Source organism: Paraburkholderia sp. BGA-UO-ETr-F12, from assembly GCF_059567945.1.
This window is the reverse complement of the sequence record NZ_JCAQOZ010000046.1, coordinates 1-13027: the sequence shown is the minus strand read 5'-3', so window position 1 is coordinate 13027 and position 13027 is coordinate 1. Positions and strand designations below refer to the sequence as shown.

Here is a 13027-nt window from a genome sequence, read left to right as displayed (position 1 = left end):
CCATTGACCAAGCCGAATGCGCTGGTGCATGACGGTGGACCGTATTTGCGGTAGACGTGAAGTTGGGCATGACAATGACGTGTGCCCCCGCGACGGAGGACTGCCAACGCGCTCCGCTCGTTATTGCGCCTTGTCGAGCCGACGCAGTACCTGCCCGCTCGCGCTGTCCTCCACCTGCCAGCCTTCGGTTTTCAAACGGTCACGCAGACGGTCGGCCGCATTCCAGTCCTTGGCCGCGCGGGCCCTTTCGCGTTCAGCGGCGAGACGCGCGATATCGGCGGGAATCGCCGACACGTCCTGCTTCCAGTCGGCAAGCCGAAGTCCGAGCACGGCGTCGAAGCAATCGACCGTTGCCCGCCGCGTGGCCATCGGAAGATCGCTTCTCACCAAGTCCCACAGCACGGCGAGCGCGCGTGGCAGATTCAGATCCTGATCGACCTCGAGCCTGAAACGATCGACGTACACGTCGTCGGGTGTTCCCCCTTCCGGCCATTGCACATACGCGCGGCGCAAACGGTCCAACGCGGATTGCGCGGCATCGAGCGCCTCCATGCTGAAACGCAGGTTGCTGCGGTAATGCGCACTCAGGCACAAGTAACGATACGCAAGCGGATCGATGCCCCGCCCGGTCAACGTCGAGAGGCGCACGAAGTCGCCACCCGACTTCGACATCTTGCCGGCATCCAGCATAAGGAAATGACCGTGCATCCAGAAGTTGGCGAGACGGGTTCCATGGCATGCCAGAGTTTGCGCGATTTCATTGCTGTGATGCACGGCGATGTGATCTTCTCCGCCGCAGTGAATGTCGAACCACGGGCTCAGGTATTTCGCCGACATCGCCGAGCATTCGATATGCCACCCCGGAAAGCCCCGGCCCCATGGACTATCCCATTCCATCTGCCGCACGGTATCCGGGGGGCTGAATTTCCACAGCGCGAAGTCGGTCGCGTGCCGCTTCTCGCCTGGTGCAACGCGTTTGCCCGGTTGCAGCCCCGCTGCATCGAGACGCGCGAGAAAGCCGTAATCGTCCTGCTTGCTCGTGTCGAAGTAAACGCCGTCGGTCGTGCGGTAGGCATAGCCGTTACGCTCGATCTCGGCAATGAAGTCGATCTGTTCGGCTATGTGATCGGTCGCCCGGCACCATAGCGAGGGCTCCAGCAGGTTCAACGCGCGCCAGTCGTTCATGAACGCCGCGGTGTAGCGTTCCGCGATTGCCCAAGCCGACTCGCCGGTGCGCCGACTGCCCTTCTCCATTTTGTCTTCGCCTTCGTCGGCATCTGAGACCAGATGACCCACGTCGGTGATATTGACAACGTGCCGCACGCTGTAGCCGTTCAATGCCAATGCGCGTCGCAGCACGTCTTCGAAGATGTAGGTCCGCAGATTGCCGATATGCGCGTGGTCGTACACGGTAGGGCCGCAGCAATACAGACCGACGTGGTCCGCCCGGATCGGCGAGAAAGCGCGCAAGGTGCGCGACCAGGTGTCGTACAGGACGAGCGGCATGTGAACTCCCGTGGTGTTAAACGCGAAAAAATGCGGAGCAGAACGGCCAAAACAAAAAAGCCACCGGTCTAGTGACGGGTGGCCTCAGGGATACGGACGGTACAGATCGACTCGCTAGACGCGGGCTCCCCTTGGCAGGCTGCAACAGCATGCGTGCAAAGAATGCGAACGGGAATGGATAGAAGCGATCATGGAAACGATGCTACCGTGTGTTTCGAGGCGGGTCAATTGTGAATCGCCGGATAGTGCCGGCATGACATGTCCTGGGCGCAGATGAAAAAACCCCCGCAAGACTTTCGCCTTGCGGGGTTTCTCTTGCTCTGCTGCGTTATCCGCCTAACGGGACATCATGTGCATGCTGACGTTATGCATGATCCACAACGAACCGACGATCAGAATCACGGCCGTCAGTACGGTGAAGCCGAACGCCATGATGTTCCAGCGCTGTGCCGACGAGGCATTCATGTGCAGGAAGAAAATCAGGTGCACGACGATCTGAACGAATGCGAGGCCCGCGATCGCGAGCAACGCGTTCTCGCCCGTCAACGTGCCGGTCAGCACGAGGCCGAATGCGGCCACCGTCAATACGACGGACAGAATGAAACCCACCGTATAGCTGCCGAAGCTGCCGTGACTTTCGCCGCTATGACCTTCGTCCGGATGTGCCAGGTGTGAGTGATGGCTATGGTCCATTTAGATCACGCTCGCAAGGTAGACAAAGGTGAAGACGCCAATCCACACGACGTCCAGGAAGTGCCAGAAAAGGCTCAGGCACGTCAGGCGGATCATGTCGCGCTCGGTCAGATCGCGACGTCCCATCACCTGCACGGCGAGCACCGCCATCCAGAGCAGGCCGAACGTCACGTGCAGACCGTGCGTGCCGACCAGCGTGAAGAACGACGACAGGAATGCGCTACGGCTGGGGCCCGCGCCTTGGGCGATCAGATGCGAGAACTCGCGCATTTCCAGCACGAGAAACGCGAGGCCTAGCAGGAACGTCACGCCGAGCCAGAACAGCAGTACGCCCTTCCTGTTCTTGTGCGCACCCAGCATCGCGAAACCATACGTGATGCTGCTCAGCAGCAGCATCGACGTTTCGAGCGCGACGCCCGGGATCTCGAACAGATCCTTACCGGTCGGACCACCCGCGAACTGGTGCTGCATCACCGCGAACACCGCGAACAGCGACGCGAAGATGATGCAGTCCGTCATCAGGTACAGCCAGAAGCCGAATACCGAATGCGACGGCGGGTGATCGGCATGATGCGCATCGTGATGATGCAGGCCCGCCGCAAGAGTGTTGTTTGACATCAATCCACCTCCAACGCGACCTGCGCATCGGCGCCGGAGCGTTTTTCTTCAATCGCGACCTGCGCACCGGCGCCGGAGCGTTGTTGTTCAATCGCCGCTACCGTGGCAGCCGGGATGTAAAAGCCTTCGTTCTTCTGGAAGCTGTAAATGATCACAGTAGCGATCGAACCGACCAGACCGACAATCGCGAGCCACCAGATGTGCCACACGGCGGCAAAACCCAGCACCAGCGAGAACATCGCCACAACCAGACCCGCGGACGTGTTCGACGGCATGTGAATGTCGCGATACACCGGCTTCGGTTGATTCTTGCGCGACTTCATTTCAGCGAAGGCGTCCAGTTCACGCACGTCCGGAATGATCGCGAAGTTGTACGACGCCGGCGGCGAGCTCGTTGCCCATTCCAGCGTGTGACCGTCCCACGGATCGCCCGTCACGTCGCGGTTTTTCGCCAGGTTGCGATCGCGGATGCTGACGACCAGTTGCACCACCTGGCAAGCGATACCGATGGCGATCAGCACAGCGCCGACCCATGCGAACATCAGCCACTGATGCCAATCCGGATTGTCGTAGTGATTCAGACGACGCGTCATGCCCATGAAGCCCAGCACGTACAACGGCGTGAAGGCAACCCAGAAACCGATCTGCCAGAACCAGAACGACGCCTTGCCCCACTTCTCATTCAGCTTGAAGCCGAAGGCCTTCGGGAACCAGTAGTTGAAACCGGCCAGGTAGCCGAACAGCACGCCACCAATAATCACGTTGTGGAAGTGAGCGATCAGGAACAGGCTGTTGTGCAGCACGAAGTCCGCGCCTGGAATCGCCATCATCACGCCGGTCATACCGCCGATCGTGAAAGTGACCATGAAGCCGAGGGTCCACAGGATCGGCGTCGTGAATTGCAGACGGCCCTTGTAGATCGTGAACAGCCAGTTGAACACCTTCACCCCGGTCGGAATCGCAATGACCATGGTCGCGATACCGAAGAACGCATTGACGTCGGCGCCCGAACCCATCGTGAAGAAGTGGTGCAGCCACACGAGGAACGACAGCACCATGATCGCGCAGGTTGCCCACACCATCGTCTTGTAGCCGAACAGCGGCTTCTTGGCGAACGTCGCCACGACTTCCGAGAAGATACCGAACGCCGGCAGGATCAGGATGTACACCTCGGGGTGACCCCATGCCCAGATCAGGTTCAGGTACAGCATGGCGTTACCGCCGCCGTCGTTCGTGAAGAAGTGCATGCCGAGGTAGCGGTCCAGACCGAGCAGCGCGAGCGTGACGGTCAGGATCGGGAACGCGGCCATGATCAGTACGTTCGTGCACAGGGCGGTCCACGTGAACACCGGCATCTTCATCCAGGTCATGCCCGGAGCGCGCATCTTCACGATGGTCACGAAGAAGTTCACGCCGGTCAGCAACGTGCCGATACCGGATAGCTGCAGACTCCACAGGTAATAATCGACCCCGACACCTGGACTAAACTGCAATTCGGAGAGTGGCGGATAAGCCAGCCAGCCCGTTTGCGCGAATTCACCGATTACCAGCGAGATGTTGATCAGGATCGCGCTGATCGCGGTCATCCAGAAGCTCAACGAGTTGAGGAACGGGAACGCCACGTCGCGGGCGCCGATCTGCAACGGCACGATGATGTTCATCAGGCCGACCATGAACGCCATCGCCATGAAGAAAATCATGATGACGCCGTGCGCGGTAAAGATCTGGTCGTAATGATGCGGCGGCAGGAAACCTGGCGCGTTATACGACAGCGCTAGCTGGGTACGCATCATGATCGCGTCCGCAAAGCCGCGGAACAGCATGATGAGCGCAACCACGATGTACATCACGCCCAGCTTCTTGTGGTCGACCGAGGTGAGCCATTCGGTCCACAGGTAGCGCCACTTGCCAAAGTAGGTAATCAGACCCAGAACGAGCGCACCGCCGAGGGCGATCCCGGCAGCCGTCACCATGATAATCGGCTCGTGGTACGGAATCGAGTCTAGTGAGAGTTTTCCGAACATGCGTTACCCCTTACCCTTTGGCGCACAGTTAGCGTCTTTCATGTTGTCGAGGACGTTACCGTTGTTGTATCGGGCAACGATGTTGTGAAAGAGCTTTGGATCGACCGACGAGAAGTACCGCACCGGCTCCTTCTCGGTAGGCGCCGATACCGCGTGATAGCGGTCCATGTCGAGACGGTCGGACGAGGCGCGTACCTTGGCGACCCACGCATTGAACTCCTCAGGCGAGGTGGCGAGCGCGCGGAACTTCATGTCCGAAAATCCCCGGCCGCTGAAGTTCGCCGCAGTGCCCGCGTAATTGCCGGCTTCGTCGGCGATCAGATGCAGACGCGTTTGCATACCCGCCATCGCGTAGATCTGGCCGCCGAGTTGCGGAATGAAGAAGGAGTTCATCACCGTGTCGGACGTGATGACGAAGTTGACCGGCGTGCCGACCGGGAACGCCAACTGGTTCACCGAGGCAATGCCGAGGTCGGGATAGATGAAGAGCCACTTCCAGTCGAGCGCGACGACTTCGACGTTGATCGGCTTCACCTGCGACTCGAGCGGCTTGTACGGATCGAGCTCGTGCGTGCTCTTCCACGTCAGCACGGCGAGAAACAGAATGATCAGCGTCGGGATCGTCCAGATGGCGATTTCGATACCGGTCGAATGCACCCAGCCCGGTCGGTATTCGGCATTTTTGTTCGAAGCGCGATAGCGCCATGCGAACAGCAGCGTGAGCGCGATAACCGGAACCACGACAATCAGCATGGCCCAGGTCGACGTGGCGATCAGCTCACGTTCGGCCAGCCCCACACTCCCCTTCGGATTCAAAATATCGAGGTTGCTGCAACCCGAGAGCAACAACACGAGGCCGGTGGAAAGGAAACTTGTCGACCCTCGCAGAGTCTTTCCTTTCATATCCATTGCCTTCTTTCTACGACTTCAACGAACGTCATTCGACCGCTCTCCTTTTTATAAGCGATCGCATAATAAGGGGTCGTCGAACGGATATAAACACACAGTTTTGCAACAATCTATTGCGTCGCAACACCGCGCGACATGTTGTCGCAGGCTTGGGTGCGCGTGATGGTCTGCTGTGCTCGATCGCACGCTGCCGGCACAGCCGCCGGATCACGAAAGTCCCTTTAAACAAGCGATAAAACGCAGCACGATCTGAATGATCGTGCTGCGCTGGACGCTCGAAAAGAGACGCTTATCGGAGCGAAAAACGCATCAGGAAAAGGCCGCATTCACGCAAAGAATGCTGCACCTGCTCAACGCTTCGCGCTGATCAGCCTGGCGTGCGTGCCGCCACCGTTGCGGGCGCCGCCGCCTGCAGATGTTCGCCGCCGTCAACCGGTACGGAATCCGAAGGATGTGCGCTCCGTTCCGATTGAGCCAGCAGCGTCCCGACCGACGGATCGATCGCATCGGTGAACGGCTTCGGATTGATACCGATGGCCAGCACCAGCAAAGCCATCGCGCCGAGCAGCACGAACTCGCGCTTGCCGAGGTCCTGCAGCTTCGCGACACGTGCGTTGGCAATCGCGCCGAAAATCACGCGTTTGTACATCCACAGCGTGTAGGCCGCGCTCAGGACCAACGTCGTGGCCGCGATTGCGCCGATCCAGAAATTGAAACGGATCGCCCCCATCAACACCATGAATTCGCCGACAAAACCCGAGGTGCCCGGCAGGCCGATATTGGCCATCGAGAACAGCATCACGAAGGCGGCGAAGCGCGGCATGGTATTGGCGACGCCACCGTATTCCGCAATCGAAGCGGTCTTGGTGCGGTCGTAGAGCATGCCCGTGCACAGCAGCATCGCGCCGGAAACCACGCCGTACGACAGCATCTGCACGATTGCACCCGCCTGGCCGATGCGGTTGAAGACGAACAGGCCAAGCGTCACGAGCCCCATGTGGGCGATCGTCGAATACGCGAGCAGGCGGCGCATGTCGGTCTGCACGAGCGCCAGCAGGCTCGAATAGATCACCGCCACCAGCGAGAGCGTGATCATCATCGGCGCGAAGAAGTGGCTCGCCTGCGGCGCGATCGGCAACGCGAAACGCAGCAGACCGTAACCGCCCAGCTTGAGCATGCCGATCATCACGGCGGCGCCGGTCGGGCCGTCGAGGTGGACGTCCGGCAGCCACGTATGCAGCGGCCACATCGGCACCTTGACGCCAAACGCGGCCAGGAAACCGAGGAACACCAGCACCTGCGCCCAGGTGCCCAGATGCGTTTCGCGCCACAACGCGAGGTCGAAGCTGTGCGTCTGGCTGTACAGGTACAGCATCGACATCAGCATCATCAGCGAGCCGAGGAACGAGACAAAGAAGAACTTCACCGCGGCATACGAGCGGTTCGAATTGCCCCAGGTTCCGATCAGCAGGTACAGCGGAATCAGCGTCGCTTCGAACGAGATGAAGAACAGCATGCCGTCCATCGACGTGAAGACGCCCTGCATGAAACCCGACAGCATCAGGAAGGAGCCGAAGTACTGCGCGGTACGCTCGGTGATCGACTCCCATGAAGCGACCACGATGATGATCGTGGTCAGCGCGGTCAGCGCGACGAGCCATAGCGAAATCCCGTCCACGCCCACATGCCATGCGATGTCCAACGTAGGCGACCAGCGAACGTTCTCGACGAACTGCATCGACGTCACGTCGTTGCGGAAGTTCGACACGAGCGGGATCACCGGCAGGAAGCCGGCAATCGCACCGATCAGCGCGAGCCATCGCGTGCGACTACGTGCCGCGTCAGATCCGGCACGCAAAACCACCAGGCCGGCGACAATAGGGATCCAGATGAGTAAGCTAAGAAGCGGAGGCAATGGCATGTGTTCTGTTGAAAACTTGAAATACAAAACGCCGCTCCAACGCCTTCGAAAACGAAAGCATTGAAATGGATCTGTAGGCTGGATTTCGCTGAATTTGACGCCGAAGCGGTGCTGCCCGCTTCGCGTTTACCCGCAGTCGAATGACCAAGGGTGGGAGATTACCAAGATAAGAATACTTTTGCAGCGCAACAACGCTGCAACGCCCTTGGCAATGCATTGTTGTCACGTCCACGCTTGCGAAATAGCGAAAAATGTGCAGACGCACAAATTCGCTCCAACAGGTTATCGTCCATGCTTTTTGCATGCAGAAGAAAGGAATAGCCCGCCAATTAGGCACTCTTGCAGGAATGCTTTCCCGCGAGGCTTGCACCGGAATAGTTCATGCAGGCGCATAACCTGCCTTCGGGCCTGATTTCGGGCCGCCAGCAAAAATTTAGCGCGGCCGCGAATAGAAATTTTTTTTGATCCGGCACTCTAAAGAAACGCCGGTATGCGCTCAAAAATGCCTGCACGGCCGACTCGCCCGCCTGCTTTCAGACAGTTATCAGGCGATGGCAACGTGGCCTGCGAGCCTTACAGAACCCGCATATACTTCGGCGGTTCAGGGGCCGGCATACGTGCGCAGCAGCGCAGTTTCTTCGCACGACTAGATGCCGCCCTCGCCGGCCAGACCTATCGGATACCGCATGCTGCTTTGTGATGAAGGTGTCGTTCCCGCGCTCGAATGCCGCGAACTCGGCAAGACCTACGGCGCCGGCCGCGTTGTGCTGGCGCACCTCGATTTCAAGCTCGCGCCGGGTGAATTCGTCGCGATCATGGGAGACTCAGGCGTCGGCAAATCGACGTTGCTCAATCTGATTGCGGGCTTGGACAGCGCGGATAGCGGCGACGTGATCATCGACGGCAGCACGGTCTCGCAGCTGGATGACAACGCGGCAACGCGTCTGCGTCGGCAAAAACTGGGCTTCGTGTTCCAGGCGTTTCACGTTCTGCCCCATCTGACGCTCGCGCAGAACGTCGCGCTGCCATTGCTGCTAAACGACCTGCCCACGGCCGGCGCGCTCGATATGCTCGCGGCCGTCGGCCTGGGCGGCCGTGGCGATGATTTTCCGCGGCAGTTGTCGGGCGGCGAGTTGCAGCGTGTCGCCATTGCGCGGGCGCTCGTGCATCATCCGAAACTGATTCTCGCCGACGAACCCACCGGCAATCTCGACCCCGATACCGCTCACGATGTGCTCGGCCTGTTCCGCGCGCAAAGCAAGGCCACGGGTGCGGCTACTATCATGGTCACGCACTCGGAAGCAGCCGCGGCCGTCGCAGACCGCATCCTGATTCTGAGCGACGGCGGTTTGCACGCGTCACCGGGACGCAACACCATTTCCGGCTCGCCACCCGCTACTCGATCCACTGCGCGTTCAGCCGACGATGCACGCTGACCCACGCTCGCTACAGCGCACTCGAGGCCATCGCACGCTCACGCGCTGGCTGTTGAGCGCCGAGTGGCGCAGTCATCGCGGCCGCGCCCTGGTCGCAATTGCAACGATCGCGCTCGGTGTCGCACTGGGCTACGCCGTTCAGTTAATCAACAGCGCGGCCTTCAATGAATTCTCGGCGGCGGCCCGCAGTCTCTCGGGCGAGGCCGATCTGCAGGTGCGCGGCGCCCAGCCCTTGATCGACGAGTCCATCTATCCGCGCCTGTCGACCGAGCCGGGTGTCGCGCTGGCGAGTCCAGTACTCGCTCTCGATGTCACCGTGCCGGATCGGAATGCCGCGCTGCCCGTGCTCGGCATCGACGTGTTCAAGGCAAGCCGCATTGCGCCTGAGCTGATCGGCGTGCCGGCGCCGGAGAGGCCGTTCGATACGCTCGCCGCTAATACGGTGTTTCTTTCGACCGCGGCGCAGCAATGGTTGAAGGTGAAGATCGGCGATGACGTGGCACTGCAAAGCGGCACGTCGATCGTGCACTTGCGCGTGGCCGGCGGTCTCGTGAGAACCCGGCCTGGGCAGCGGCTCGCAGTGATGGACATTGCCGCCGCGCAGTGGCAGTTCGGCAAGGTCGGCAAGCTGTCGCGTGTCGACGTGCAACTCGAACGCGGTGTCGATCGCGAACGCTTCAAGCGTGATCTGCAGGCGCGACTCGGCAACCGGTGGGTGATCGCCGAGACGCGCGATGCGGAAAGCCGCACCGATCGTCTGTCGCGCGCTTATCGGATCAACATGAATGTGCTCGCACTGGTGGCGCTTTTCACTGGCGCGTTCCTCGTGTTTTCGACGCAGGCGCTAGGTGTCGTGCGGCGCCGCGCGCAGTTTGCGATGCTGCGGGTGCTTGGCTTGACGCGTGGTCAGTTGCTGCGTCAGATCCTGATGGAAGGCGCGCTGCTCGGCCTGCTCGGTTCACTGTCCGGGCTTGCGCTCGGCTATGCGCTGGCGAGCGGCGCGTTGCGCTTTTTCGGCAGCGATCTGGGCGGCGGCTACTTTCCCGGCGTGCAACCGCACGTCGGCTTCGAGCCGCTGGCGAGCGCACTGTTTCTGACGCTCGGCGTCGCCGTGTCGGTATTGGGCAGTCTTGCCCCCGCGTTGGAGGCAGCGCATGCGCGGCCTGCGGCGGCGCTCAAAGCCGGCGCCGAAGAAGGCGCGTTGGCGCAACTGGCTACGCCGTGGCCCGCGCTGGGTTGTCTGCTGGTTGCCGGCGCTCTCACGCAGGCGCCGCCTTTGTTCGACATGCCGATCGGCGGCTATCTGGCCGTTGCTCTACTACTGATCGGTGGGATTGCGCTGATGCCGCGCGTGACCGCTTCGATCTTTGGTGCAGCGAACCGTGCGCTTGGCGCGCGGCGTCGCGCCGGTGCGGCGAACACTTTGGCATTGGCGCGTCTCGCGAATGCGCCGGGCCACGCATCGATTGCAATGGGCGGCGTGCTGTCGAGCTTTGCGCTGATCGTCGCGATGGCGATCATGGTGGCCAGCTTCCGTGTTTCTGTCGAAGACTGGTTGGGCCACTTGCTCTCCGCCGATCTGTACGTTCGCGTGGCGCCGAATGGCGACACAGGCGGCTTGCGCCCGGACGAGCAGACGCTGCTTACCAGTGTGCCCGGCATCAGGACCGCTGCGTTCGCGCGCTTCTCGCATCTCACGCTCGACCCGGCGCGCCCTGACGTTGCCCTGCTCGCGCGTAAAATCGATGCCGCCGATCCGGGCGCGAATCTGCAGATGACCGGAGCGGTATTGCCGCCCTCCCAACTTCACGATGGAGAAACACCTGTTTGGGTCTCCGAAGCAATGGTCGATCTGTATGGATATAAGCTTGGCCAGCGCTTGCAGTTGCCGCTCGGCGAGCGCGGCCACGTGTTTGTCGTGGCCGGCATCTGGCGTGATTACGCGCGCCAGACGGGCGCAATCCAGATACGGCTTCCGGATTACCGGCGCCTGACCGGCGACACGAACGCGACGGATGTGGCTGTCACGGTTCAACCGGGGACGAGTGTCGAGCGTGTAATGAGCGGCCTGCGTGCACTGCCCTTCGGTGCATCGCTGGAGCTGTCGCAGCCGGGTGAAATTCGCGCGCACACGCTGGTAATTTTCGATCGAAGTTTTGCCGTTACTTATCTTCTCGAGGGAGTCGCGATCGTAATCGGCCTGTTCGGCGTGGCGGCGACGTTTTCCGCGCAGACGCTCGCACGGGCCCGCGAGTTCGGCATGCTGCGACACGTAGGTGTCACCCGCTCGCAGGTTCTCGCGATCCTTGCACTTGAAGGCGGCATGCTCACCGCTTGTGGTATCGCAATGGGGTTTGTGCTTGGATTCGCGATCAGTCTGATCCTCGTATTCGTCGTCAATCCGCAGTCGTTTCATTGGAGCATGTCATTACACGTTCCATGGACCGCGCTCGGCACGGTCGCGCTGGTGATGCTGGCCTCGTCGTGTTCGACGGCGGTGATTGCGGGACGCGGCGCGGTATCGGTGGATGCGGTGCGCGCAGTGAAGGAGGATTGGTGATGAAGGGATTGCCGCGTGCGATGACGGTTCGCGTTGTGAGTGCGCGGCGGCCAAGCGCCAAGGCGCGCGCCGCATTGCTTTGCATGGGCTTTCTTGCCATCGCGCCGGCATTCGCCGCGGCACCCGCGTTCACTGCGGTCACGCCGGATCATCCGATCGCCTTTCCGCAAGACACCGGCGCACACCCGGCTTTTCGCACCGAATGGTGGTACGCAACCGGCTGGCTCACTACGCCGGACAACCGGCCGCTCGGTTTCCAGATCACCTTCTTTCGCTCGGCAACCGGCCACGACCCCGCCGATCCGAGTGCGTTCGCGCCATCGCAATTGATCATTGCGCATGCCGCGTTGAGCGATCTCGCACTCGGCCATCTTGCCCACGATCAGCGCATTGCCCGCCAGGGCTTCGGATTGGCGTATGCAAAGCCGGACAATACCGATGTCAAACTCGACGCCTGGAAAATCATCCGTGCCGCTGACGGCCACTACGACGTTACAGCGGACGCTAACGGATTCGCGCTGCACCTCGCGCTGACGCCGACACAGGCACCGCTAATCCAGGGTGAGCACGGCTATTCCCGCAAAGGTCCGCGGCCCGAACAGGCGAGCTACTACTACAGCGAGCCGCAATTGCGCGTGACCGGCAGCGTCGTTCGACCAGTTGCGGCAGGCGGCAAATCGACAGGGGAAACAGTCGTGACCGGCGCGGCGTGGCTCGATCACGAATGGTCGAGCACGCTGCTCGATAGCGACGCAGTCGGATGGGATTGGATCGGCGCCAATCTGACGGACGGTTCGGCCTTCATGGCTTTCAAGGTTCGCAGTCGCGACGGACATGCGATATGGGCACATGCGGCACTCAGAAATCGCGATGGTCGAGTGACGACATTCAATCAGGATCAGGTCGACTTCATTCCGGTTCGCACATGGAGATCGCCACGCACGAACACGTCTTATCCCGTCTCGATGACGGTCAAGACCGGCGAGCTTACATGGCGCCTCGATCCATTGATGGACGATCAGGAACTTGATTCGCGCGAGTCGACCGGCGCGGTGTACTGGGAAGGTGCAGTGCGGGTGAGCCGCGACGGTGCGGACGTGGGCCGTGCGTATCTGGAACTGACGGGTTACGCAAACGCGCTGCGGATCGGCAAGGAGTGAGCGGCGTGCCTGCCGGTATTTCCGGGGTGCGTAAACGCAGAAACCCCACCTTTGTGGGGTGGGGTTTCTGATGCTGCAGGGGAGCCTGACGATTACCTACTTTCACACGGGAATCCGCACTATCATCGGCGTGGAGTCGTTTCACGGTCCTGTTCGGGATGGGAAGGGGTGGGACCGACTCGCTATGGTCATCAGGCATG

Annotated in this window: 9 protein-coding genes and 1 rRNA gene; 3 read left to right on the top strand and 7 right to left on the bottom strand. The window is 60.9% G+C overall.

Going from position 1 to position 13027, the window contains the following annotated elements; all coding sequences use genetic code 11:
- Positions 1–120: 120 nt before the first annotated feature.
- The 6 genes from cysS to AC57B6_RS19295 form a co-directional block, all read right to left on the bottom strand.
- Positions 121–1506 (bottom strand): cysteine--tRNA ligase, encoded by a 1386-nt coding sequence (cysS, locus tag AC57B6_RS19320; RefSeq protein WP_496421917.1) that lies wholly within the window; start codon positions 1504–1506, stop codon positions 121–123.
- A 336-nt stretch (positions 1507–1842) separates the two neighbouring features.
- Positions 1843–2199 (bottom strand): cytochrome o ubiquinol oxidase subunit IV, encoded by a 357-nt coding sequence (cyoD, locus tag AC57B6_RS19315; protein WP_106356617.1) that lies wholly within the window; start codon positions 2197–2199, stop codon positions 1843–1845.
- Entirely contained in the window at positions 2200–2817 is a 618-nt protein-coding gene (gene cyoC, locus AC57B6_RS19310) for a cytochrome o ubiquinol oxidase subunit III (RefSeq protein WP_216750478.1), read from the bottom strand.
- A complete protein-coding gene (cyoB, locus tag AC57B6_RS19305) occupies positions 2817–4841 on the bottom strand; it encodes a cytochrome o ubiquinol oxidase subunit I (protein ID WP_496421916.1) in 2025 nt (674 codons plus the stop codon). Before cyoB ends, cyoC begins: the two co-directional genes overlap by 1 nt.
- Before the next feature lie 3 nt (positions 4842–4844).
- Positions 4845–5744, bottom strand: a complete 900-nt coding sequence (gene cyoA, locus AC57B6_RS19300) for a ubiquinol oxidase subunit II (RefSeq protein ID WP_025648013.1) — start codon at positions 5742–5744, stop codon at positions 4845–4847.
- Positions 5745–6117: 373 nt separating this feature from the next.
- Positions 6118–7671, bottom strand: coding sequence for a complex I subunit 4 family protein (locus AC57B6_RS19295; protein ID WP_025648010.1), 1554 nt, complete (start codon positions 7669–7671; stop codon positions 6118–6120).
- A gap of 686 nt (positions 7672–8357) precedes the next feature.
- Between AC57B6_RS19295 and AC57B6_RS19290 the strand changes: the two genes are divergently transcribed.
- The 3 genes from AC57B6_RS19290 (at position 8358) to AC57B6_RS19280 (ending at position 12827) form a co-directional block, all read left to right on the top strand.
- Complete coding sequence (locus AC57B6_RS19290) at positions 8358–9107, top strand: ABC transporter ATP-binding protein (protein ID WP_496421915.1); 750 nt, start codon at positions 8358–8360, stop codon at positions 9105–9107.
- The gene (locus tag AC57B6_RS19285) at positions 9097–11667 is read left to right on the top strand and encodes an FtsX-like permease family protein (protein WP_496421914.1); all 2571 of its coding nucleotides are present in this window, start codon (positions 9097–9099) and stop codon (positions 11665–11667) included. Before AC57B6_RS19290 ends, AC57B6_RS19285 begins: the two co-directional genes overlap by 11 nt.
- Before the next feature lie 83 nt (positions 11668–11750).
- Complete coding sequence (locus tag AC57B6_RS19280) at positions 11751–12827, top strand: lipocalin-like domain-containing protein (protein WP_496422063.1); 1077 nt, start codon at positions 11751–11753, stop codon at positions 12825–12827.
- An 83-nt stretch (positions 12828–12910) separates the two neighbouring features.
- On the opposite strand, the gene rrf is transcribed toward AC57B6_RS19280, so the two are convergent.
- A 5S ribosomal RNA gene (gene rrf / locus AC57B6_RS19275) occupies positions 12911–13023 on the bottom strand.
- Positions 13024–13027 lie beyond the last annotated feature (4 nt).

Excerpts from the sequence above, each read along its gene's own strand:
- cysS (WP_496421917.1), bottom strand. The coding sequence starts at position 1,506 with ATGCCGCTCGTCCTGTACGACACCTGGTCGCGCACCTTGCGCGCTTTC.
- cyoD (WP_106356617.1), bottom strand. The coding sequence starts at position 2,199 with ATGGACCATAGCCATCACTCACACCTGGCACATCCGGACGAAGGTCAT.
- cyoC (WP_216750478.1), bottom strand. The coding sequence starts at position 2,817 with ATGTCAAACAACACTCTTGCGGCGGGCCTGCATCATCACGATGCGCAT.
- cyoB (WP_496421916.1), bottom strand. The coding sequence starts at position 4,841 with ATGTTCGGAAAACTCTCACTAGACTCGATTCCGTACCACGAGCCGATT.
- cyoA (WP_025648013.1), bottom strand. The coding sequence starts at position 5,744 with ATGAAAGGAAAGACTCTGCGAGGGTCGACAAGTTTCCTTTCCACCGGC.
- AC57B6_RS19295 (WP_025648010.1), bottom strand. The coding sequence starts at position 7,671 with ATGCCATTGCCTCCGCTTCTTAGCTTACTCATCTGGATCCCTATTGTC.
- AC57B6_RS19290 (WP_496421915.1), top strand. The coding sequence starts at position 8,358 with ATGCTGCTTTGTGATGAAGGTGTCGTTCCCGCGCTCGAATGCCGCGAA.
- AC57B6_RS19285 (WP_496421914.1), top strand. The coding sequence starts at position 9,097 with ATGCACGCTGACCCACGCTCGCTACAGCGCACTCGAGGCCATCGCACG.
- AC57B6_RS19280 (WP_496422063.1), top strand. The coding sequence starts at position 11,751 with ATGGGCTTTCTTGCCATCGCGCCGGCATTCGCCGCGGCACCCGCGTTC.